The following is a 22,444-nucleotide window of genomic DNA, read 5'->3' as shown; positions in this document are numbered from 1 at the left end:
CCGGAGCAGGCCGCCTCCAGGTAGGAAGGAGATTCGCGATGAGCGAGCCCACCATCGACATCGTCGCCATCGACGTGCCCGAGGGCGCGAACGTCATACTGGGCCAGGCGCACTTCATCAAGACCGTGGAAGACCTCTACGAGGCACTCATCGGCAGTTCGCCGCATCTTCGCTTCGGGCTCGCCTTCTGCGAGGCCTCCGGACCCCGCCTCGTCCGGCGAGCAGGCAATGACACGACGCTCGTCGACCTCGCGGTGCAGAACGCCCTGGCCATCGGCGCGGGCCATTCGTTCGTCGTGTTCCTGCGCGACGGCTTTCCTGTGAACGTCCTCAACCAGCTCAAGGCGGTTCCCGAGGTCTGCCACGTCTACTGTGCGACGGCCAACCCCGTCCAGGTGATGGTGGCTGGAACTTCCCAGGGCCGCGGCATACTCGGCGTCGTCGACGGCGAGCCGCCCTTGGGAGTGGAAGACGAGGACGACGAGCGGTCCCGCAAGACCCTCCTTCGCGATATCGGGTACAAGCTCTGAGCGGGCTTCGTTTCTTGGGAGGCTTGTGCTGTGACGGGATCTGATCGTGACCGGGACTCCCAAGGTCGTGCTCGCCAGGCGAGGCCCCGCGACGCGTTGGGCCGGCCCTTGCCCTACGGCGCCGAAGGGGTCGAGCCGGTGTCGGAGGAGCCGTTGCCGCCGGCCGAGACACTCAGGGCAGCTCGAGAGCTCGTGGACAACGGACGTCCCTTCGCCGCGCACGAGGTCCTCGAGGCACGGTGGAAGGCCGGGCCGGCCGAGGAACGCGACCTGTGGCAGGGCCTTGCCCAACTCTGCGTCGCCATCACGCACGCGGCCCGCGGGAATCGGGTCGGGGCCGATCGACTCTTCGAGCGGGCCGCGGTGAGGTTGGCAACGTTTGCGGCCACAGGACGCCGGGCCTACGGCCTTGACCTGGACGCGGTCGTTGAGCAGGCGCGACGTCACGTCGGGAAGTTCTAGTCTGGAGCGGAGCGTCGTGCTGAGCCGCGGGTGACATGCAGTCGCGGGCCGGCCTCGCGAAGACGGCCGGGGCAAACCGGCCGACCATGGCTCATCCAAGCCGCTCAGCCCCGACTGCCTCACGCGGTCACCGACAGGCTGAAGGAGGACCAGGCGATGAAGACACCTCCGATCGTCTCCCCGCAGGAGTGGCAAGAGGCTTGGGAGCGAATGCTGGTGAAGGAGAAGGAGTTCACGCGTGCTCGCGACGCCATGGCTGCCCAACGCCGGCGTATGCCGTGGATGGCCGTGGAGAAGGACTACCGCTTCGAAGGGCCGAACGGGCCCGTGAGCCTTCTCGACCTGTTCGCGGGCCGCCGCCAGCTGATCGTCTACCGCGCCTTCTACGCCCCGGACATCACCACCTTCGCTGAGGGTGGCTCCTACCCCGACCGTGCCTGTGTCGGGTGCTCGCTCCTTGCCGACCAGGTAGCGCACCCGGCGCATCTGAATGTGCGCGACACCACTTTGGTGTTCGTCTCGCGGGCCCCGCAGGCGGACATCGATCACCTGAAGGCCCGCAACGGTTGGGAGCTCATCCCGTGGTACACCCTGACCGACGACTTCGATGCCGCCTTCGGAGTCGATGAGTGGCACGGCACGAACGCCTTCATCCGCGACGGGGATCGGGTGTTTCGCACCTATTTCGTCAACAACCGTGGTGACGAGGCCATGGGCAGCACCTGGAGCTATCTCGACATCACCGCGCTGGGTCGCCAGGAGTCGTGGGAGGACTCGCCCGCGGACTACCCGCAGACCCCGGCATACCAGTGGTGGAACTATCACGATGCGTACGGCCAGGACGCGTAGGAAGCCCGCCTAACCCGGGCCGTGGGGACGTCATGGCCACCACCCACTGGCTGTACGGGGAGGCCCTGCAGCGCAGGCACCCCGCGGTCTGGGTCACGACACTGCACAAGGCCAGGCAGGTAGATGACCTGACCCGACTCGCTGGTTGATGCCTCGATCCACGTCGGCGCCGTCGTCATGTGGGGAGGGCTGCGATGTATCTATCGAGGCCCCGGACGGCTCCTCTTTGCACGATGTGCCGACCCGAGGATGGGCGATGAAACTGCTGGCGAACGAGCGTGCAGCGCTGTGCTCGTATCTACCCGGGCTTGATGAGTTCCTGTGCGGCGAAGGGCTCGTGGACCTGGAGAGCGCGCAGAGCAAGGGCATCGCCGCCTTCCGCGAGCACGGGGGCCCTGCGCTGCTGGTGCCGGCCGAACACTCCGGACGCGGCGCGAGCGCGCTCGACGCCATCCGCGTGCAGCTTGCGATCGGCTCGCGCTCGCCGTCCCTGGCGGTCGCGACGACGATGCACCATTTCTCCGTCGCCAGCCTGGTCGCGCTCAGCGAGGTGTCCACCGGTATGGAGTGGATGATTCTCGAGGGCATCGCGACCAACAGCCTTCTGGTCGCCTCTGGCTTCGCCGAGGGTCGCCCCGGGGGTGCGATCCTGCAGCCCACCATGCTCGCCACGAATGCAGACGGCGGTGTGCGGGTCAGTGGCGTCAAGCGGCCATGTTCGCTCGCGCGGTCCATGGACCTACTGACAGCCAGCGTCCAGGTGCCGCGTCTCGACGGCAACGGCACCCAGCTGGCGGTCGCGCTCATCCCGGCTGCCAGCGAGGGCATCGAGGTCACCCCGTTCTGGAGCACCTTCGCCCTCGCCGGCGCCGAAAGCGACCAGGTCAGCCTCACCGACGTCTTCGTGCCGCCCGAGCTGCTGGTGCGGACCGAGCTGCAGCCCGGGGAGCGGCTGGACGACGTGCAGACGACAGGTTTCGTCTGGTTCGAGCTGCTGATGATGGCGTCGTACTTGGGCGCCACTGCGGCCCTGGTCGAACGGGTCCTCGACAACGAGCGGGTGCCCGAGGCCGAACGGGCCCGCGTCGTCACTGACCTCATAGGAGCCGTCGCGGCCGTCGAGAACATCGCCCGCCAGGTCCCGGAGCGGCAGCGTGACCGCGACCTGCTGGCCGAGTCGCTCTTCGTCCGCTACGCCGTCCAGGGCGCGATCGCCCGGATCGTCCCGCAGGCGGTCGAGCTGCTCGGCGGGCTCAACTTCATCAGCTCCGACGACACCGGCTACCTTGCCGCCGCCGTCAACGGGCTCGGCTTCCACCCGCCCGCCCGCACCAAGATGGCGGCCCCCCTGCTCGGCTACCTGGCCGGCGCACCTCTCGAGATCGCCTGAGGAGGCATTCCATGCGAATCGAGCATCCGACCGTCCTGCTCACCGGGGCCTCCGGGGTCGTCGGCCGGGCCCTGATCGACGAGCTCAGCCCAGACCATCGGATTGTCTGCCTGCGCCACCGCCGGGACCTTGCCGACCCGCGGGTCTACCAGCTCACCGGCTCTCTGGACGAGCCGCAGCTCGGTCTGACGGCGCACGACTACCACCGGCTGACCGCCAGGGTGGACCTGGTGGTCCACGCTGGGGCAGCAACGAACTGGAAGGCGAGCGCGGAGGCGATCAGGGAGACCAACCTCACCGGCACCCGGACGATGCTGGCGTTGGCCGAACGCGCGGAAGCGCCCATGGTCTACGTCAGCACCGCGTTCGTCGCGAACCCTCCTGGCGGTGCCAAGGGTCAGTTCGCCAGCGCACGCGCCTACATCGCCTCCAAGGCCGAGGCTGAGCAGGCCACCCGTGACAGCGCCGTTCCCACGGTCATCGTCCGGCCCTCGCTGGTGATCGGCGACTCGCACGACGGCCACATTGCTGCCTTCCAAGGGCTGCACCGCGTGGCCGGGCTGATCGCCCAAGGCATGGTGCCCCTGATCGCCTGCGACGAGGACGCACTCGTCGACACCGTCCCGCTGGACGTCCTCGCCGCCGCGATCGGTGTGTTGGTCCGCGAACGGCATACCGAAGGCGAGGTCTGGCTGACCGCCGGCTCGACCGCGATGACGGCGGGGGACATCGTGGGCAGCTCGCTGCGGCTCGGGCACGAGCTCGGGCTCAGCCCGGCGGCACCGCGCTTCATCCCCGCCGAGGCGGTGAACCGGCTGTTGCTGCCACTCATGTCCGGAGCGATCAGTGCCGAGCTGCAGCAGATGTTCGCCGAGCTCCTCGAGATGACCTGGCTCTTCCAGATGCCGGCTGCACTGCCGACATCCCTACCCGGGCTGGGGTTCGGCGCCGCGGTGACCCGACACCGGCTGCAGAGCGCCTTCGACCTGTCCCTGGGCTTCTGGGCCGACGCCAAGGGTCTGCGGTCTGCCCTCGACGATGGCGCGGACGAGCCCGTGCTGGCGTCATGACGCTCACTTCGGGTCTTCCGGGTGTGGACGTCACGGGCGGCCTGCTGGCCACGTACCGCCGTCACCTGGGCGCCGGCCGCGCCGCGGTCGGGCAGTTCCTCGGCGGGGTGGTCGAGGTCGGGTCGTCCGGCGCCTGGATCGAGGCCGCGGACGGCCGCCGGTACCTGGACTTCGGCGGCTACGGGGTGTTCATCCTCGGTCACCGGCACCCCCTCGTGATCAGTGCGGTGCACGAGCAGCTCGACCGCCACCCGCTGGCCAGCCGCACCTTCCTCGAGCCGGTCACGGCCGCGGCCGCGGCCGCCCTGGCGGCGACGACCCCTGAGGGCCTGGACCTCGTCCACTTCGTCAACTCCGGAGCCGAGGCTACCGAGGCGGCTCTGAAGCTCGCCCGGATCCACGGCTGCAGGTCGGTCATCACCGCGACGTCCGGCTTCCACGGCAAGACCCTCGGGGCGCTCAGTGTCACCGCGAACCCCGTCTACCAGCAGCCCTTCCGCCCGCTGCTCCCGGGCGTCACCGACGTCGCCTACGGCGACATCGGCCAGATGGCCGCGGCGCTCGCGTCGGCTCCGGAGCGGGCCGTCGTCATCCTCGAGCCGATCCAGGGCGAGGGCGGCGTGGTGATCCCACCCCCCGGCTACCTCCGCGCGGTAGCCGAGCTCTGCCAGACGGCCGACGCCCTCCTCATCGTCGACGAGATCCAGACCGGCATGGGCCGGCTCGGCACCTGGTGGGGAGTCGAACCCGAGCAGGTCGTGCCAGACATCCTGCTGGTGGGCAAGGGCCTGTCGGGCGGGGTCGTGCCGATCGCAGCCATCGTCGCAACGGAGCGGGCGTACGCACCGTTCGCGAAAGACCCGTACCTGCACACGTCCACGTTCGCCGGCTCGCCGCTGGCATGCTCCGCCGCGCTGGCGACCATCGCGGCCATCCACGACGAGGACATCGTCGGGCGCGCGGAACAGGTCGGCGCCGAGCTTCTGGAGGGCATCCGGACGATCTGCGGGCGGCTGCGACCCGCCGACCTCGTCGAAGTCCGCGGGCGCGGGCTGCTCATCGGTCTCGAGTTCTCCAACCCTGGCTCGGTGGGCGAGCTGGCCGTGCAGCTGCTGGAGCGCGGTGTCATCTCCTGCCACTCGCTCAATTCCTCTCGGGTGCTCCGCTTCACCCCTCCCGCAATACTCGATCACCGCGAGATCGGGCACTTCCTCACAGCTTTCGGTGCGGCAATGGCTGCGCTCGGAACCGAAAGGTAGACCCATGCCCAACGTCGCGATCCACCTGCACGCCCCGGATGTCGACCATCGACAGGCCTACGCGCGGCTCAGCGATTTCGCCCGCTACCCGAGCCTGGTCGAGACGGTTCGACACGTCGTCGTCGAGGAGCCCGAGGCCGACGGCTCCGTCGTGTCCCGCTGGACGGTCGCCTTCCGTAGCGGCCTGCTGCAGTGGACCGAACGCGATGTGCTCGACCCGGTCGCCACCACGATCACCTTCACTCAGCTCGAGGGCGACTTCCACAGCTTCAGCGGGCAGTGGCGGATCAGCCCGGCAGCGAACGGTGGCACCGTCGTCGTCTTCGACGCAGCGTTCGACCTCGGTATCGCGAGTCTCGAGGCGATTCTCAACCCGATCGCAGAGAGCACGCTGCGCAGCAACATCCGGCTGATCGTGCAGGGCCTGCTCGGCGAGGTCGCCGAGAGCGTGTCGGCGCCAGGCCTGTCGGGGCCGTGATGTGGGGCGCCGAGCTCGCGGACGAGGGCGGCCCAGGGCTGACCAGGTCGCTGAGCCTCTACCGTCGACTGGTGGCCGGGGTGAGCGTGGTCACGGCCCGTGGTGACGGCCCTGCCGCTCCACTGACCGGGATGACCGCCTCGTCCGTCACCTCGGTGTCGCTGCGGCCCGCTCTGTTGCTCGTGTCGGTAGGCAACAGGTCGCGGACCCTGGCGGCGATCCGCTCCCGGCGCGCTTTCGGCGTGCACCTGCTTCGTGAGGACCAGCGCGACCTGGCCCTGCGGTTCGCCGCACAGGATGACCGCCAGGTCGGCGACCGGACCGTGCGAACCGTCCTTGGTGTCCCCGTCTTGACCGACGTGCTCGCCTGGACGGTCTGCCTGCTCGAGGCGGAGCACGCCCACGGCGACCACACCCTGGTCATCGGTGCGGTCGCTGCCACGCACATCGGAGTCGGCCGGCCGCTGCTCTGGCACGACCAGGCGTTCGCCGAGCTGGCCGGCTAGCTCGGACAGCCGGTTCAGCCATCGCCGGGCCAGCACGATCGGTAGGCCGCCACGGAACGGTGCCCGACCGCGGATCGCCTATCCGATGTGTGGAAGTAGCCCGCTCAGCGCCTCGGTCATACGCTCCGCACTCGCACCGTGGCGACCCGACCAGCCTGCGACGCCGAACTTCGGGTCCGAGGACAGCGTCACCTGAACGGTCCCCGGGGCGACTTCCTTGATCTGGGCAGTGACCTTCTCGCCGAAGCCCAGCAAGAACCTCCCCGAGGTGAACACCGCGGTGCCCTTGCTCACGTCACCGGACAGGTACTGGAAACCTGTGCGCCGGGCCGCCTCCTGGAGCGCCGAGAAGACCTCAGGCAACGTCGCCTGAAATGTCATTGATCGCGTGCCACTACCGCTCATCGCGCCGCCGCCCTGGATCGCCTGAGAGGCCGGCGCCGTTCGTGGCCGGCCTCTCCGCGAGCGTAGCAAGGCCCATCTCTGAAGGCCTGTCAGGCCTCGCGCCACTCCGCCCCGCGACCAGTGTGCTCGAGGGCGTTCATGACCATTGCGCCCGCGCGCCTCCACATCGGCCGCCACGGGGGTGGTCGGGCGTTCCGGAGTGAGGAACGCCGCTGCCGTCGGGGCCCGCCGGAGGTGACTCTCGTATCCAGGCGGCATCAGCAGTGCCGCACGGACTGTCCGCAAAGGAGCGCCGGTGCCGACATTGACGATCAACCCGACGGGCGAGGTCATCCACCTCGAGCCGGGCGAGACCGTGCTCGGCGGGCTCTTCAACGCGGGATACGCGTACACCGTGGGCTGCAAGCGCGGTGGCTGTGCCATCTGCAAGGTGGACGTCCACGAGGGGTCCTTCACCTACAACCGGCCCGTCGCAGACTCCGTCATCTCGGTGTCTGAGCGCAGCGACGGCACCTGTCTGAGCTGCCGGGCGGTTCCGGAGTCAGATCTCACCATCGAGCTGCGCGCCGAGTGTGTGCGCCTCGTCAACCCGTTCCTGCGCCAGATCAACGAGAAGGCCCGGCTCCGCGCCGAGGCCCTGGCAGCCGGCACCATCACGAAGGAGTAACAGTGGGAATCTTGAGGATGGGCTACGCCCATGTGCGGGTCACGGACCTTGCCGAGGCGAAGCACCACTACGCCAACACGCTCGGCCTCTACGAGACCCTGGAGCAGGACGGTCGGGTCTACTACAAGGGCTGGGACGAGTGGGACCACCACTCGCTCGTCATCGAGGAAGGCGGGGTCGGCCTCGTCAAGTTCGGGTTCAAGGTCGAGAGGCCGGAGGACCTCGACGTGATCGAGATGAAGGGGAAGGCCTTCGGACTGACGATGGAGCGGATGTCCGCCGGTGAGAACCCCGAGGTCAGCGACGGCATACGGTTCACGGCACCGTCCGACCACGTGTTCGAGGTCTACCACTCGCAGACCCTCATCGGCACCGAGGTCGGAACCCACAACCCGGAGGCGTTCCCGCGTCACCTCGTCGGCGTCGGTGTGCCGGGCCTCGACCACTCGCTGATCCTGGCCGACGACGTCCGCCTCATGGAGAACATGCTGCGCGAGGTCTTCGGCTTCTTCGCGACCGAGCGCGTACAGACCGACCTCGACGACAAGGACGCCCACTACATCGCGACGTGGATGACGAGCAACAACCAGATCCACCAGCTCGCCGTCCTGGAGGGCCCGCAGGGCAAGCTGCACCACGTGGCGTTCAAGCTCCAGGACTGGTCCGAGGTCGGCCACGCCGGTGACCTCTTCGCGATGGACGACGTGCCGATCGACATCGGCCCGACGCGCCACGGCATCACCCGCGGCCAGACGATCTACTTCTTCGACCCCTCGGGCAACCGCAACGAGGTCTTCGCGGGCGGCTACCTCGCCTACCCCGACCGGCCCACCGTCAAGTGGACCCCGGACCAGATCGCCAAGGGCATCTTCTACCACGCGCGCGAGCTCAACGAGCGCTTCACCACCGTCTCGACATGACCACCGTCGCGACCGCCGCGCGGGTGCGGGTCCAGCCGACGATGACGTATGCCGGAGCGCGTGCGGCGCTCGACGCCGCCCTCGACCGCGCGGCGGCGCTCGAGGTGCCGGTGAACGTCGCTGTCACCGACCCGGCGGGAGCACTGCTCGCTTTCGCCCGCATGGACGGGGCCGCCCTGCTCTCCTCCGGGATCGCCCAGGACAAGGCGTGGACCGTTGCGGCGTTCAACGGCGTGGCCACCCATGACCTCTTCACGCTCATCGAGCACGAGCCCGCGTTGCGCGAGGGCATCGTCCATCGGGACCGCCTCGTCGTCTTCGGCGGCGGCGTCCCCGTCACCGTCGACGGGGTGGTGGTCGGCGCGGTCGGCGTCTCCGGAGGCACCGCAGAGCAGGACCGCGAGATCGCCGAAGCCGGCGCAACGGCCCTCGCCTCCGCTGACTAGTCCTGTCCCACAGGCCCATCGAACCGCATAAGCAGATCCACACCAGAACCACACGAGACAAGGAACGCCGATGACGCCGTTCATGCTCCAGGTCGCCGACCTCGCCGGCGCGCGGGAGGCCGACGTCGAGCCCGTCGCGCCGATGCCGGCCACCCGCATCAGCCAGCGCATCGCGACGAGCACGGGGGCCGACCGCCAGGTCGCCATCCGCTCACTCGCCGAGCAGCTGGTCTGCGAGGCCAACGCCGTCCTGTCCTCGACACTCGCACCGCGTGACGACCACCTCACCTTGTTCGATGAGACGCTGCCCAGCGAGCTCGCCTTCAACGTCACCTACCGCGGCCGCGCCGTCCGGGTGTCGACAACGTTCGAGGACGGGACGGCATACGCACGGCTCGTCGGGGACGGCTTCGAGTCAGAGGTTCCCCGGGAGCTGGATGGCCCCGACGCACTGCCCGATCTGCTCGTTCGGCTCCTCGTGGAGTCGGACGCCACGCACCACCCCGCGGCCTGAGCGCCGCCCGCTCACCCGAGCGGTCACCACCTCAGGGGAGGTCATCGGCGGCGGCGCCAGACCTCCATGCCGGCCTGCCCCTGAACGCGGACCGGAACCAGCCGGCGCGCCCGCGTCCGACTCGTCGAACACCAAGCAAAGGAGACCGACGTGCAGTACGAGCTGCGCACGCAGGTCATCGAACCGCAGCGCAAGACCTTCGACCACCTCGTCGCGCGGTACGGCGACCGACCCGCCTCGCGCTACGAGGAGGGGACGATCGACATCCAGGCGAAGGAGAACTTCCACTATCGGCCGTTGTGGAAGCCGTCCGTGGAGATCTACGACGAGGCGTTCACCGTACTGCGCCTCACGGACCCGTACTCGTTCACCGACCCGCGCCAGTTCTACTACGCGCCCTACGTCACCTCCCGCGCGGCGATGTCCGAGGCCTTCGGCGCGACGCTCGGCTACATCGAGAGCCGGGGCCTGCTGGATCGGTTGCCCGAGGCCTGGCGGGAGCTCATGACCGAGCTCGTCATCCCGCTGCGCCACTACGAGTCGGGCGCGCAGCTCGTGTCGACGGCCGCGGCGCGCTTCGGGTTCGGCACGTCGATCACCCAGTGTGCGGCGTACGCCGCCTTCGACCGGATCGGGAACGCCCAGCTCATCAGCCGGCTCGGCATCGCGCTCGACGGCGGCACCGCCGGCCTTCTCGAGGACGCGAAGCGGCTGTGGCTCGACAGCGAGACCCTCCAAGAGCTGCGCCGACTGGTCGAGGAGACCATCGTCGAGCAGGACTGGGGTCTGGCACTGGTCGCCCTCGACGTCACCGACACGCTTCTCTACCGGACGCTCTTCGCCCACCTCGACGACGTGGCGATCACCGGTGGGGCGCCGGCGTTCAGCCTGGCCGCGCAGCACCTCACGGAGTGGTTCGCCGACCAGCGCCGGTGGCTCGACGCGCTCTACCGCGCCTGGACGAGCGATCCCGAGCACGGCGCGGACAACGCCCGCGTGCTGGCCGCGACGGTCTCGAACGCCGTCGACCGCGCCGTGACCGCTCTGCGCCCGCTTGCTGCTCGCGCCGACCTGCTGGTCGGGAGCAGCTGCTCGAACACGCTGGCGCGGCTCGGCGACGAGGTCCGAGCCGCCCACCCCGCACCCACGGAGGCCTGAGATGACCGAGACCAGCACCCCCACGAGCACGGGGACGCCCGCCGTTCCCCCGACGACGCCGGCCACCCGGCGCCAAGTCGGAGTGGACATCCAGGAGTCGGAAGCGAACCGCGCGGTCGTCGAGGCGATCGAGGCGGACAACCCGGACTGCGCCGTGCAGCACCTGCCCGGCCTCGTTCGGATCACCGCACCCGGGCGCCTCGTCGTCAACCGGACGACGGTCGAGGGCCGCCTCGGGCGGGACTGGGAGACGCACGAGTTCCAGATGGCGATCGTCTCCTACTTCGGCCACATCAAGGACTGGGACGACGACGAGATCGTCATCGCCTGGGACCACTGAGCAGAGCGTCGACAAGGAGACGACCATGACCATCGCCCCCAAGGCGCCGCGCAAGCTGTCGATGAAGCAGCGGTATGAGGCGCTCACCCGTGATCTCGACTGGGAGCCGAGCTACGTCTCCAGCGAGGAGATGTTCCCGTACCTCACGTTCGAGGGGATCACCATCCACGACTGGAGTAAGTGGGAGGACCCGTTCCGGCTCACCGTCGACGCGTACTGCAAGTACCAGGCGGAGAAGGACAAGCGGCTGTATGCCGTGCTCGACGGCTTCGCCCAGGGCCAGGGCCACCTGTCCCTGACGGACGCGTCGTACCTCAACGCGATGAAGCTGTTCCTGCAGGGCGTCGCGCCGCTGGAGTACCAGGCCCACCGCAACTTCGCCTACCTGGCCCGCCACCTGGCCGGCCCCGGGCCCCGCTTCGCGGCGCTATGCCAGTCGATCGACGAGATCCGGCACCTGCAGACCGAGGTCCACACGCTGTCGAACTACAACAAGTACTACAGCGGGTTCCACAACTACCTGCAGATGCACGACCGGGTCTGGTACCTCTCGGTGCCGAAGTCGTTCTTCGACGACGCGTTGTCTTCCGGCCCGTTCGAGTTCCTCATCGCCATCGGGTTCTCCTTCGAGTACCTGCTGACGAACCTGCTGTTCGTGCCGTTCATGTCGGGTGCGAGCTTCAACGGCGACCTGCCGACCATGACGTTCGGGTTCTCCGCCCAGTCCGACGAGTCGCGACACATGACTCTCGGGCTCGAGGCGATCAAGTTCCTGCTGGAGCAGGACGAGAAGAACGTCCCGATCGTGCAGGCGTGGATCGACAAGTGGTTCTGGCGGGGCTACCGGGTGACCGGCCTCGTGGCGCAGATGCTCGACTACATGCTTCCGCGCAAGGTCATGTCCTGGAAGGAGGCCTTCGAGCTCTACTTCGAGCAGCAGATGATGCAGGGTCTGTTCGAGGACCTTGCCTTCTACGGCATCCGCCCGCCCAAGCATGTTGACGACGCCATCGCGGAGAAGGAGATCCTGTCGCACCAGGTCTACTGGATCCTCTACCAGTTCTCGCACGCCGCCTCGTTCACGACGAGCGTGCCGGACGACGAGCACCTGCAGTGGCTGTCCAGCACCTACCCCGACACCTTCGACCGCTACTACCGGCCGTTGTGGGACAAGGAGAAGCGGAACAACGTCGCAGGCGGACGCCACTTCGTCCGCGGCCTGCCGCAGCTGTGCCAGGTCTGCCAGATCCCCATGGGCTTCACCGAACCGGGCGACCCGACGACCATCTGCCAACGCGAGAGCGAGTACCGGGGCGAGAAGTTCCAGATGTGCTCCGACGGCTGCCAGTGGATCTTCGAGCGCGAGCCGGAGAAGTACGTCCAGGCGTGGCTGCCCGTGCACCAGATCTACCAGGGCAGCTGCGGAGGTCCGACGGTCCCCGACGTGCTGGCCTGGTACGGCATCGAGGAGGGCGACGGAGGCGAGCACTACGGCTCCCGCGACGACGTCAACTGGCATCGATGGCACGTAGCCGCAGACCGCGCCGAGGACCGCCTCGGCTCCGAGGCCTGAGAGGAGAAGGACATGGCAGTCAAGAGCATCGGCACGTACGACTTCCCGTCGCGGTCCCGGCAGGAGCTGTACGGCGACGACCAGCTGGTCCACGTGTGGTTCCAAGACAACCCGTGGTTCTGCGCCGCGGCGTGCTTCCGCGCGCCGATGTCGATGACGTGGGGTGACTTCTGGTCCCAGCTCGTCGTCCCGTTCGCCGAGGAGGACCCCGACTTCGACCCGGCGGCAGCGCGCGCCTGGACCCTGCACGGCGCCGAGCTGAGGCCACGCGACGAGCAGACCCTCGCCGAGATCGGCGTCGTCCACAAGGACGTCATCGGCACGAGGGTTCTGGCCTAGCCAGGTCTGCGGCGAGGGTATGCCGGGTGGCCCGCCACCCGGCATACCCCTGGCTGTTCCCTCGCGACCTCGGTCGCTCCATCCACCCTGCCCACCGACCCAACCCGCTCGAGGAGTCCGGCCATGGATACCTTCACGATCACCGTGGAGCCGCTCGGTCGCGAGATCGCCTGCCGCGAGGACCAGACGATCCTCGACGCCTGTCTGCGCAACGGAGTCTGGCTCCCGCACTCGTGCACCCACGGCACGTGTGCGACCTGCAAGTGCGACATCGTCGAGGGCGACGTCGACCACGGAGACGCCAGCTCGTTCGCTCTCATGGACTTCGAGCGCGATGAGGGCCGGATGCTCGCCTGCTGCGCCAAGCCCCGATCGGACGTCACCATCGAGGCCGACATCGACGTCGACGAGGACATCGAGGTGCACCCGGTCCAGGACTTCACGGGCACCGTCGTCGCGCTCGACGAGATCGCTACGGACACGCGCCGCCTGCTCGTCCGGCTCGACCGGCCGATGGCGTTCAATGCCGGCCAGTACCTGAAGTTCGAGGTGCCGGGCAGCGGCGCCGACCGCACGTACTCCATTGCCAGCCCGCCGACGGAGCCCTGCGTGCTCGAGTTCCACATCAGGCGGACCCCGGGGGGTCTCGCGTCCGACGGGTGGGTGTTCTCGACGATGAGCGTGGGCGACACGATCCGCCTGTCGGGGCCGTACGGCCGGTTCGTCCTCAAGGTCGGCGACGACCGCGACGCGGTGCTCGTCGCCGGCGGCACGGGCCTGGCCCCGATCAAGTCGATGATCCGGCATGCCCTCGAGAACGGCGCGTATGCAGGGCACATCACGCTCTACCAGGGCGGCCGGTCGCGGGAGTGGCTCTACGACGTCGAGGAGTTCCGACGCCTCGAGGCGGAGCACCCGTCGCGGTTCACGTATCGGCCATGCCTGTCGGAGGAGACCGCGCTCGACGTCGGTGAGGACGCGGACCGCTACGGCTACGGGCTCGTCACCGACGTCATCGCCGGAGACCACGCCACCCTGAGCGGCGGAGCCGGCTACCTCTGCGGACCGCCCCCCATGGTGGAGGCCGCGCTGAAGACCCTGATGTCCAGACGACTGTTTCCGCGCGACATCTACCGTGAAGACTTCTTCGACGAGTCCGACAAGGCCTCGGGTGGGCTGCGCAGCCCCCTCATCAAACGCTGACTCGTCGCTGGCCAGGTCCGCGCTGGCGGTTCCCCATCCATTTGGGGGCCGCGGCGCGGATTCGGGGGTCCGGACGGGCGGTTCCCCATCCATTTGGGGGCCGCGGCGCCGATTCGGGGGTCCGGACGGGCGGAGCGAGCCCATGTAATGGCTCAGAGGTGGCTCCCCTTGAGGGCGCGCGTCAGGGCGTGTGCGGCCGTGAGCACCGCTGGCCCGAGGCGGACGGGGTCGATCGAGGTCGTCCGGCCGGTGACCGACAGGGCCGCCCGTACCTTGGCGTCACTGCCGAACACCGGCGCCGCGACGCACGAGATGCCGACGTGCGACTCCTCCCGGTCCTGGGCGAAGCCTTTGGAACGGATGTCCCTCAGCTCGCGCTGCAGGGCGCCCGGCGTCGTGATCGTGCGCGCGGTCAGCCGCGGCAGCCCGGCCTCGATCCGGGTCCGGACGACGGCGGCGGGGGAGTAGGCGAGCAGTGCCTTGCCAACTCCCGTCGCGTGCGCCGGGAACCGGCCGCCCGTGCGTGAGCCGACCGACGCGAGGTTCGCGCCGAGGATCTCGACGTAGACGACGTCGACGCCTTCGAGGACGGCTAGGTGGATCCGCTGTCGGGTGGCCTCGCGCAGGTCCTCCATGATCGGCAGCGCCGCCTGCGACAGGGACCTGTGCATCGGCACCCGCTCGCCGATCTCGAACAGGCGAAGCCCAAGTCGGTAGCTGCCGTCGTCGAGGCGCTCGAGCAGGCGCTCGCGGCACAGCTGGGCCGCCATCCGGTGGACGGTCGACTTGGGCATGCCGGTCCGACGCGAGAGCTCGCCAAGCCCGAGGTTCGTCACGCGAGCGTCGAAGGCCTCGAGGATCGCGAGCGTGCGTTCGAGCACACCGGACGGTCCGGCGACCGTGGTGATCTCGCTCACGACGTCCCGATCAGTGGAACGCATGCATTGATTGAACGGCATCGCCGCGTCACTGTCAGGTCAACCCTGTCGGATGAGAGGCCGGTCGATGACGATCGTTGATCACGCCTGGTGCGCCACCACCCCGCGCAAACCTGCCGCCGCGCAGGACGCCCACCTCGGCTCTGGGCTGAAGTCCGTCGGCTCGGCCCTCGACGTGCTCGAGTGCTTCGCCACGGACGGCGAGCTCGGCGTCTCCGACATCGCTCGCAAGCTCGGGGTGGCCAAGTCGACCGCACACCGGCTGCTCCAGACGCTCGTGTCACGCGGCTTCGTCGAGCAGGATCCGCACACGGGGGCCTACCGGCTCGGCATCCATCTCTACGAGCTGGGCGAGCTCGCCCTTGCCCGGAACGAGGTGCGCCACGCGGCCTTGCCGACCCTGCGCCAGGTTGCGTACAGCACCGGGCTGACGGTGAACTTCTCCGTGGCCGAGGGCGCCGACGTCGTGTTCGTCGAGCGGATCGAGAACCGCGACGGCGTCCGCATCCTCGGCCACGTCGGGCGTCGCCTGCCCTCCCACTGCACGAGCTCCGGGAAGGTCATCGCCGCGTTCGACCCGAAGGCATACGCCGCCCGGGTCACGGCGGGCTTCCCCCCGCGGCTGGGCAACACCGTCCGGACCGCCCAGGACTGGGCCGCCGTCGTCGAGACCGCCCGCGCCCAGTGCTACGCCGAGTCGCACGGCGAGTCCTTCGACGGAGCGTCGTCGGTCGCAGTCCCTGTCATGAACCGCGGTCGCGCCATCGCGTCGCTGTCTGTCTTCGGGCCGACGGACCAGGTCAAGCCGGCCGTCGGCCAGCTCGTCCCCCTCCTCACCGCGGCCTCGCGCCGGATCAGCAAGAGCGTCGGCCGCTGACCTTGCGCCTGCCGCGGCGCCGTTCCCGGGAGCGGAACGGGCCACGACGTATGCCGGGCCTCCCACCTACGGTGGGCATCGGACAGCGGGTGTGATGCCCGCATCCCGGGCCCGGCGACCGTTGCGCCGCAAGCAGATCGAAGGGATCCACAGGTGGACGACGCTGCGCGTTCCCGGGCGGCGAGCGAACTGCTCGCGGCATACGAGACACGGGAGCCGATTGCCCCGCTGACGACGACCTATCCCGAGATGACGCTGGAGGACGCTTACGCGATCCAGCTGCTGCAGATCGACGAGCTGACCTCGGCCGGCCGGGTCGTCAAGGGCCACAAGGTCGGCCTGACCTCGGCCGCCATGCAGAAGCTGCTCGGCGTGACCGAGCCCGACTACGGCCACCTCCTCGACGACTTCTTCCATCTCGAGCACCAGCCGATCCCGGTCGACCGGTTCCTCCAGCCACGCATCGAGCCCGAGGTCGCCTTCGTGCTGAAGCGTGCGCTGCGGGGGCCCGGGGTGACGGTCCACGAGGCGCTCGCGGCCGTCGACTTCGTCCTGCCCGCGCTCGAGCTCGTCGACTCGCGTATCCGGGACTGGAAGATCGGCCTGCTCGACACCGTCGCGGACAACGCCTCGTCCGGTGCTGTGGTCCTCGGGTCGACGCCGACGGACATCCGTGCCGTCGACCTGCGCCTGGCCGGCGCGACGTTCCACCGCAACGGGCGGGTCGTAGGAACCGGAGCCGGTGGCGCCGTCCTGGGATCTCCGCTCAACGCGCTCGTCTGGCTCGCCAACACGGTGGGTGCCCGCGGCATCAGCCTCGAGGCGGGCCACGTCGTCCTGCCCGGTTCGGTGTGCGCGATGGTCCCCGTGGCGCCCGGTGACACGTTCACGGCCACCTTCGCCGGCCTCGGCTCGGTGACAGCGCGCTTCCAGACCAATCCCTCCGACAAGGAGTAACCACATGGCCAGGACCAAGGGCATGGCGGCGATCGTCGGGCCGGGCAACATCGGCACCGACCTGATGTTCAAGCTGATGAGGCGCAGCGAGCTCATCGAGCCGCGCTGGATGATCGGCGTCGACCCCGCATCGGACGGCCTGCGACGAGCCGCCTCGCTCGGGCTGGAGGCGTCGCACGAGGGGGTCGACTGGCTGCTGGCACAGGACGAGCTGCCCGACATCGTCTTCGAGTGCACGTCGGCGAAGGCCCACGAGGTCAACGCGCCCCGCTACGCCGAGGCCGGCATCCTCGCGGTCGACCTGACGCCGGCCGCCGTCGGACCGTACATCTGCCCGCCCGTCAACCTCGAGTTCAATCTCGACGCGACGAACGTCAACCTGATCACCTGCGGCGGGCAGGCGACGACGCCGATCGTCAAGGCGGTTTCAAGCGTGGTGCCCGTGCCGTATGCCGAGATCGTCGCGTCGATCTCGTCGAGGTCGGCCGGGCCGGGGACGCGCGCCAACATCGATGAGTTCACCGAGACCACCTCCGCAGCCCTCGAGGTGGTCGGCGGCGCCCAGCGCGGCAAGGCGATCATCATCCTCAACCCCGTCGAGCCTCCGCTCATGATGCGCAACACCGTCTTCTGTGCCATCCCCGAGGAGGCTGCGGAGCCGGGGAGCCTTCAGGATGCCGTCCTGGAGTCCATCCACCGGATGGTCGAGACCGTGAGGGAGTACGTCCCCGGCTACCACCTTCGGGCGGACGTCCAGTTCGACGCGCCGCGCGAGACGTGGCGTGGCCAGGCCCGCGTGTTCGTCCCCCTCGAGGTCAAGGGCCGCGGGGACTACCTGCCCGACTATGCCGGCAACCTCGACATCATCACAGCCGCCGCGGCCCGGGTCGGTGATCTCATGGTCGCCCACCGCCTCGGCGTCGCATCGACGTGGAAGTCCTCGGCCGACCTCGGCGAGCTGGCCGCCGATCGCACGTCCGCGGGCTCCACCAGAACCGCCGCCGCCGACGTCAAGGCAGGAGTCTGACCCATGGGTGACATGACCATCCGTCCGGAGGACGCGCCCGTCGTGTCCGAGCAGCTGAGCGACTCGGACGTGCTCGCTCGCACTCCGGGCGCCGGCGGCGAGCGTGACGTCCGCATCACCGACTCGACCCTGCGGGACGGCTCACACGCGATGCAGCACAAGTTCACGGAGGGCCAGGTGCGCGGCGTCGTGCACGCGCTCGACCGCGCCGGCGTGCAGGTCATCGAGGTCTCGCACGGCGACGGCCTCGGCGGCTCCAGCTTCAACTACGGCTTCTCGACGGTCGACGAGCTCGACCTCATCGCGGCGGCCGTGGACGAGGCGACGCAGGCGAAGATCGCCGTGCTGATGCTCCCCGGACTCGGCACAGTGCACCATCTCAGGAAGGCCCACGCGGTCGGCGCTTCGGTGGCCCGGATCGCCACGCACTGCACCGAGGCCGATGTCTCGATCCAGCACTTCGGGGCAGCGCGCGCCCTCGGCATGGAGACCGTCGGGTTCCTCATGCTCTCGCACAAGGTTGCGCCCCAGGAGCTCGCGAGGCAGGCCCGGATCATGGTCGACGCGGGCGCGCAGTGTGTCTACGTCGTGGACTCCGCGGGTGCCCTGGTCCTCGACACGGCGCAGGCGCGGATCGCGGCGGTCATCGAGGAGGTCGGGGGTCAGGCCCAGGTCGGCTTCCACGGGCACCAGAACCTCAGCATGGGCATCGCGAACTCCGTGCTCGCGTACCAGGCGGGTGCCCGGCAGATCGACGGGGCGCTCTGCGCCCTCGGCGCCGGCGCCGGCAACAGCCCGACGGAGGTGCTCGCGGCGACGTTCGAGCGCCTGGGCATCCGGACCGGCGTCGACCTCGGCGAGGTGCTCTCGGCCGCCGAGGAGGTCGTGCGCCCCTTCATCCCGCGACTGCCGTGGATGGACCGTGCGTCCATCACCCAGGGGTATGCCGGGGTCTACTCGTCCTTCCTCCTGCACGCCGAACGCGCGTCCGACCGATACGGCGTCCCCGCGCACGCGATCCTCCAGCGGGTCGGCGAGGCCGGCTACGTCGGCGGCCAGGAGGACATGATCATCGACATTGCCCTCGAGCTGCGCGAGGAGCGAGAGCGCGAGCTCGCGATGGGCGACCTCGCCGGGCTGGGGGTGGCGTGATGTCGACCGGAACCATGCCCGAACGGGGCTGGGACATCGAGTCCGTCGCAGCAGAACTGCTCGCCTGCGAGGACGAGCGGCGCGAGCGCGAGCCCTTCACCGACGAATGGCCCGGGCTCGACCTCGACACGGGCTATCGCATCCAGGACCTCAACCTCGAGAAGCGACGTGATCGCGGCGAGCAGCTGATCGGCGTCAAGCTCGGCCTGACGAGCCGCGCGAAGCAGCAGCGGATGGGCGTCCACGTCCCGTTCGTCGCCTGGCTCACCGACGCGATGGTGCTCCCCGTCGGGGATGCCGTCCCGCAGTCGCGGCTCATCCACCCGCGGGTCGAGCCGGAGATCGTCTTCGTCATGGGCGACCGGCTCGAGGGGCCCGGTGTGACCTGTGCCCGGGCCATGGCCGCGGTCGAGAGCGTCTGGGGTGGGGCCGAGCTCATCGACTCGCGCTACCGCGACTTCCGGTTCACCGCCGGAGACGTCGTGGCCGACAACGCCTCCTCGGGTGCCTTCGTCACCGGGCCGATCGGGCTGCCGCCCGCGCAGCTCGACCTTGGGCTGGAGGCCGTTCTCGTCGAGGTCGACGGTGTCGTCGTCGACTCCGCGACGGGGGCAGCAGTGCAGGGCCATCCGGGGGAGGCCCTCGCACTCGCTGCCAACGACCTGGCGCGCCGGGGCCACGCCATCGAACCGGGCTGGATCGTGCTCACCGGCGGGATGACCGATGCGGTCTACGCACCGCCGGGGACCTCGGTGGCGATGCACTTCACCCATCTCGGGTCGGTCTTCCTCAACGGAGGTGACTGACGGTGCCCATTGTCGAGATCACGCTCACGCAGGGGCGCACCCCGGAGCAGCTGCGCACTCTCATCTCCGCGGTCACCCATGCGGTCGTCGAGAGCGTTGACGCCCCTGTCGAGAGCGTCCGCGTCGTCGTGCGCGAGGTGCCGACCACCCACTTCGCGGCCGGGGACGTCACGATCGCCGAGCGCGTCGCCGCCCGGCATACCCAGTCCTCGTCCTGAACCGCACGTGATCCCAAGGTGACCACCATGAGCAGCTATCCCTACTTCGGGCACATCATCGACAACGAAGAGGTCGAGAGCCTCGACGGCAGACGCTTCGACACCGTCAACCCATGGACCCGCCAGAAGTGGGCCGAGGTCGCGGAGGCCTCCGCAGCCGACGCGGACCGCGCGATCGCCAGCGCCCGCCGGGCCTTTGACGAGGGGCCGTGGCCGCGAATGGGCCGCACCGAGCGGGCCCGGCTCATCCACCGGCTCGCCGACCTCATGGAGGAGCATGCCGAGGAGCTCGCGAGCGCCGACTCCACCGACATGGGCAAGCCGCTCGCCCAGGCCAGGCACGACGTCGCTCGCTCGGTCTGGAACTTCCGGTTCTTCGCCGACCACCAGCGCGACCACGTCGGCGAGGTGATGCCTATGGACAGCGGCCACCACGCCTACACCGAGTTCGGCCCGGCCGGGGTCGTCGCCGCGATCTCCCCGTGGAACTTCCCGCTCATGATGGCCACGTGGAAGATCGCTCCGGCGATCGCGTGGGGCAACACCTGCATCATCAAGCCCGCGGAGGACACGCCCGCCTCCGTCGTCATGCTCGGGCGCCTCGCGGTCGAGGCCGGGTTCCCACCGGGGGTCCTCAACGTCCTGAACGGTTTCGGAGAGCCGGCCGGCTCGTCGCTGACGGGCGACCCTCGGGTCGACCGGGTCACGTTCACGGGGGAGTCCGGCACGGGCCGCATCATCATGTCGGCGGCAGCCCAGAACCTCACGCCCGTGAGCCTCGAGCTCGGCGGCAAGGGCGCCAACGTCGTCTTCGAGGACGCCGACCTCGACAACGCCGTCCACTGGGCGGTCGAGTCGATCTTCCGCAACGCCGGGCAGGTCTGCCTCGCCGGCTCGCGCCTGTTCGTCCAGTCGGCGGTCTACGAGCAGTTCGTCGCTCGGTTCAGGGACGCAGCCGAGGCGCTCGTCATCGGCGACCCGTTCGCGCCGGAGACGCAGTTCTCGTGCCTCGCTTCGCAGGAGCACTACCGCAAGGTGGCTTCGTACGTGGAGACCGTCGAGGAGCAGGGTGGCAAGATCCTCACCGGCGGCCTCATGGGCGACGGATCGTGGCTCGTGCGCCCGACGATCGTCACGGACCTGCCGCTGACGGCGACGCAGTACTGCCAGGAGATCTTCGGCCCGGTCGTCGTGGTCAACCGGTTCGAGACGGAGGCGGAGGTCGTACGCCTCGCGAACGACACCGCGTACGGCCTCAACGCGATGCTCTTCACCGAGAACCTCTCGCGGGCGCACCGCGTCGCCTCGAACCTCAAGGCCGGGACCGTCTGGGTGAACTGCTTCTTCATCCGTGACCTGCGCGCTCCCTTCGGCGGCGTCGGCGACTCGGGCGTCGGTCGCGAGGGTGGCACCTTCAGCCGGGAGTTCTTCACCGAGCCCAAGGCCGTCGTCATCCAGATCGACCGAGACGCGCGAGGGTGAGCGCCAACGCCTCCGGCGGGCACGTCGTCGACATCGCCGGCACTCCGACGTGGGTCCACGACCTGGGCTCGGGGCCCGCCGTCCTCCTGCTCCACGGCTCAGGCCCGGGCGTCAGCGCGGCCGCCAACTGGCGCCTCACGATCCCGGCCCTCGTCGAGGCGGGCCATCGTGTCGTGGCTGCGGACCAGCTCGGTTTCGGGCGCACGGTGCCCTCTGAGGGCCATGAGTACTCCATGGAGTCATGGGTGGCACACGCTGTCGCACTCCTCGACACCCTCGGCATCAACCGTGCCAGTGTCGTAGGGAACTCGTTCGGCGGCGCGGTCGCGCTGCGGCTCGCCAGCGCACATCCCAGCAGGGTGGAGCGACTCGTCCTCATGGGTTCCGTCGGCGTGCCGTTCGCCATCACCGAAGGGCTGGAGTCGGTCTGGGGGTTCCAGCCCTCTGTCGATGCGATGCGCGAGCTGCTCGGGGCCTTTGCCTATGACACCTCGCTTGTCAGCGATGACCTGGCGCGCGACCGTTATGCGGCGGCGGTCGCCGACGGGGCCGACGCCCGTTTCGCGACGATGTTCCCTGCGCCCCGCCAGCGTTGGGTGGACGCCATGGCTCTTCCGGCCGAGCAGCTGAGGGCGATCAGTGCGCCGACCCTGCTCATCCACGGTCGCGACGACCAGGTCATCCCGCTCGAGACGTCGCTCGAGCTGGTGCGACTCATCGACGACGTTCAGCTGCACGTGTTCGGCCGGTGCGGCCACTGGACCCAGATCGAGAAGGCCGCCGACTTCAACTCGCTGCTCACTCGTTTCATCGCCTGACTCGTCGGCTCATGCTGCGGCTGGTGCACCTCGCCGAACATCGTCGGCGCCGACGTCGAG

27 protein-coding genes are annotated in these 22,444 nt (G+C 69.3%); 25 read left to right on the top strand and 2 right to left on the bottom strand.

The features are described 5' to 3' along the window. Positions 1-38: 38 nt before the first annotated feature. The 8 genes from ACWEOW_RS00710 (at position 39) to ACWEOW_RS00675 (ending at position 6,544) form a co-directional block, all read left to right on the top strand. Positions 39-530 (top strand): adenosine-specific kinase, encoded by a 492-nt coding sequence (locus ACWEOW_RS00710; protein WP_452267224.1) that lies wholly within the window; start codon positions 39-41, stop codon positions 528-530. A 30-nt stretch (positions 531-560) separates the two neighbouring features. Then, positions 561-992: a DUF309 domain-containing protein gene (locus ACWEOW_RS00705; RefSeq protein WP_452267223.1), complete on the top strand. Its 432-nt coding sequence runs from the start codon at positions 561-563 to the stop codon at positions 990-992. Positions 993-1,148: 156 nt separating this feature from the next. Continuing rightward, entirely contained in the window at positions 1,149-1,841 is a 693-nt protein-coding gene (locus tag ACWEOW_RS00700; protein ID WP_452267222.1) for a DUF899 domain-containing protein, read from the top strand. A gap of 256 nt (positions 1,842-2,097) precedes the next feature. Next, positions 2,098-3,231, top strand: a complete 1,134-nt coding sequence (locus tag ACWEOW_RS00695) for a hypothetical protein (protein ID WP_452267221.1) — start codon at positions 2,098-2,100, stop codon at positions 3,229-3,231. A gap of 11 nt (positions 3,232-3,242) precedes the next feature. Next, complete coding sequence (locus ACWEOW_RS00690; RefSeq protein WP_452267220.1) at positions 3,243-4,301, top strand: SDR family oxidoreductase; 1,059 nt, start codon at positions 3,243-3,245, stop codon at positions 4,299-4,301. After that, the gene (locus ACWEOW_RS00685) at positions 4,298-5,560 is read left to right on the top strand and encodes an aspartate aminotransferase family protein (protein WP_452267219.1); all 1,263 of its coding nucleotides are present in this window, start codon (positions 4,298-4,300) and stop codon (positions 5,558-5,560) included. Before ACWEOW_RS00690 ends, ACWEOW_RS00685 begins: the two co-directional genes overlap by 4 nt. A gap of 4 nt (positions 5,561-5,564) precedes the next feature. Continuing rightward, the gene (locus ACWEOW_RS00680; protein ID WP_452267218.1) at positions 5,565-6,038 is read left to right on the top strand and encodes an aromatase/cyclase; all 474 of its coding nucleotides are present in this window, start codon (positions 5,565-5,567) and stop codon (positions 6,036-6,038) included. Positions 6,039-6,109: 71 nt separating this feature from the next. After that, positions 6,110-6,544: a flavin reductase family protein gene (locus tag ACWEOW_RS00675; RefSeq protein WP_452267217.1), complete on the top strand. Its 435-nt coding sequence runs from the start codon at positions 6,110-6,112 to the stop codon at positions 6,542-6,544. A 78-nt stretch (positions 6,545-6,622) separates the two neighbouring features. Here the strand turns inward: ACWEOW_RS00675 and ACWEOW_RS00670 are convergent, their stop codons facing one another. Then, positions 6,623-6,925 carry a hypothetical protein gene (locus ACWEOW_RS00670; protein ID WP_452267216.1) on the bottom strand — a complete coding sequence of 101 codons (303 nt, stop codon included), beginning with the start codon at positions 6,923-6,925 and terminating at the stop codon, positions 6,623-6,625. A gap of 319 nt (positions 6,926-7,244) precedes the next feature. Between ACWEOW_RS00670 and ACWEOW_RS00665 the strand changes: the two genes are divergently transcribed. The 9 genes from ACWEOW_RS00665 (at position 7,245) to ACWEOW_RS00625 (ending at position 14,109) form a co-directional block, all read left to right on the top strand. Further along, a complete protein-coding gene (locus ACWEOW_RS00665) occupies positions 7,245-7,616 on the top strand; it encodes a 2Fe-2S iron-sulfur cluster-binding protein (RefSeq protein WP_452267215.1) in 372 nt (123 codons plus the stop codon). Between the two features lie 2 nt (positions 7,617-7,618). Beyond that, entirely contained in the window at positions 7,619-8,536 is a 918-nt protein-coding gene (locus ACWEOW_RS00660) for a catechol 2,3-dioxygenase (RefSeq protein WP_452267214.1), read from the top strand. Beyond that, positions 8,533-8,982: a GlcG/HbpS family heme-binding protein gene (locus tag ACWEOW_RS00655; RefSeq protein ID WP_452267213.1), complete on the top strand. Its 450-nt coding sequence runs from the start codon at positions 8,533-8,535 to the stop codon at positions 8,980-8,982. Before ACWEOW_RS00660 ends, ACWEOW_RS00655 begins: the two co-directional genes overlap by 4 nt. A gap of 70 nt (positions 8,983-9,052) precedes the next feature. Then, the gene (locus ACWEOW_RS00650; RefSeq protein WP_452267212.1) at positions 9,053-9,496 is read left to right on the top strand and encodes a hypothetical protein; all 444 of its coding nucleotides are present in this window, start codon (positions 9,053-9,055) and stop codon (positions 9,494-9,496) included. A gap of 150 nt (positions 9,497-9,646) precedes the next feature. Then, the gene (locus ACWEOW_RS00645; protein ID WP_452267211.1) at positions 9,647-10,654 is read left to right on the top strand and encodes a hypothetical protein; all 1,008 of its coding nucleotides are present in this window, start codon (positions 9,647-9,649) and stop codon (positions 10,652-10,654) included. 1 nt (position 10,655) lies between these two features. Further along, positions 10,656-10,994, top strand: coding sequence for an MmoB/DmpM family protein (locus tag ACWEOW_RS00640; RefSeq protein WP_452267210.1), 339 nt, complete (start codon positions 10,656-10,658; stop codon positions 10,992-10,994). Positions 10,995-11,019: 25 nt separating this feature from the next. After that, complete coding sequence (locus ACWEOW_RS00635; protein ID WP_452267209.1) at positions 11,020-12,567, top strand: YHS domain-containing protein; 1,548 nt, start codon at positions 11,020-11,022, stop codon at positions 12,565-12,567. A gap of 12 nt (positions 12,568-12,579) precedes the next feature. After that, the gene (locus ACWEOW_RS00630; protein WP_452267208.1) at positions 12,580-12,906 is read left to right on the top strand and encodes a phenol hydroxylase subunit P4; all 327 of its coding nucleotides are present in this window, start codon (positions 12,580-12,582) and stop codon (positions 12,904-12,906) included. A 123-nt stretch (positions 12,907-13,029) separates the two neighbouring features. After that, a complete protein-coding gene (locus tag ACWEOW_RS00625) occupies positions 13,030-14,109 on the top strand; it encodes a 2Fe-2S iron-sulfur cluster-binding protein (RefSeq protein ID WP_452267207.1) in 1,080 nt (359 codons plus the stop codon). A 152-nt stretch (positions 14,110-14,261) separates the two neighbouring features. On the opposite strand, the gene ACWEOW_RS00620 is transcribed toward ACWEOW_RS00625, so the two are convergent. Beyond that, a complete protein-coding gene (locus ACWEOW_RS00620) occupies positions 14,262-15,050 on the bottom strand; it encodes an IclR family transcriptional regulator (protein WP_452267206.1) in 789 nt (262 codons plus the stop codon). A gap of 64 nt (positions 15,051-15,114) precedes the next feature. On the opposite strand from ACWEOW_RS00620, the gene ACWEOW_RS00615 reads away from it, so the two are divergent. The 8 genes from ACWEOW_RS00615 (at position 15,115) to ACWEOW_RS00580 (ending at position 22,384) form a co-directional block, all read left to right on the top strand. Continuing rightward, positions 15,115-15,924 (top strand): IclR family transcriptional regulator, encoded by an 810-nt coding sequence (locus tag ACWEOW_RS00615; RefSeq protein ID WP_452267205.1) that lies wholly within the window; start codon positions 15,115-15,117, stop codon positions 15,922-15,924. Between the two features lie 153 nt (positions 15,925-16,077). Then, positions 16,078-16,881: a 2-keto-4-pentenoate hydratase gene (locus ACWEOW_RS00610; RefSeq protein WP_452267204.1), complete on the top strand. Its 804-nt coding sequence runs from the start codon at positions 16,078-16,080 to the stop codon at positions 16,879-16,881. A gap of 4 nt (positions 16,882-16,885) precedes the next feature. Next, positions 16,886-17,908, top strand: coding sequence for an acetaldehyde dehydrogenase (acetylating) (locus ACWEOW_RS00605; RefSeq protein WP_452267203.1), 1,023 nt, complete (start codon positions 16,886-16,888; stop codon positions 17,906-17,908). A gap of 3 nt (positions 17,909-17,911) precedes the next feature. Then, positions 17,912-19,060, top strand: a complete 1,149-nt coding sequence (gene dmpG / locus ACWEOW_RS00600) for a 4-hydroxy-2-oxovalerate aldolase (RefSeq protein WP_452267202.1) — start codon at positions 17,912-17,914, stop codon at positions 19,058-19,060. After that, positions 19,060-19,866 (top strand): 2-keto-4-pentenoate hydratase, encoded by an 807-nt coding sequence (locus ACWEOW_RS00595; protein ID WP_452267201.1) that lies wholly within the window; start codon positions 19,060-19,062, stop codon positions 19,864-19,866. The genes dmpG and ACWEOW_RS00595 overlap by 1 nt, the downstream gene beginning before the upstream one ends. A gap of 2 nt (positions 19,867-19,868) precedes the next feature. Further along, a complete protein-coding gene (locus ACWEOW_RS00590; RefSeq protein ID WP_452267200.1) occupies positions 19,869-20,084 on the top strand; it encodes a 2-hydroxymuconate tautomerase in 216 nt (71 codons plus the stop codon). A 27-nt stretch (positions 20,085-20,111) separates the two neighbouring features. Next, positions 20,112-21,566, top strand: coding sequence for an aldehyde dehydrogenase (locus ACWEOW_RS00585; RefSeq protein ID WP_452267199.1), 1,455 nt, complete (start codon positions 20,112-20,114; stop codon positions 21,564-21,566). Beyond that, positions 21,563-22,384, top strand: a complete 822-nt coding sequence (locus ACWEOW_RS00580) for an alpha/beta fold hydrolase (RefSeq protein WP_452267198.1) — start codon at positions 21,563-21,565, stop codon at positions 22,382-22,384. The genes ACWEOW_RS00585 and ACWEOW_RS00580 overlap by 4 nt, the downstream gene beginning before the upstream one ends. The last annotated feature ends 60 nt before the right edge of the window (positions 22,385-22,444 follow it).

Source organism: Monashia sp. NPDC004114 (assembly GCF_053603855.1).
Note: the sequence above shows the minus strand (reverse complement) of the source record. Positions and strands in the feature narration are given on the sequence as shown.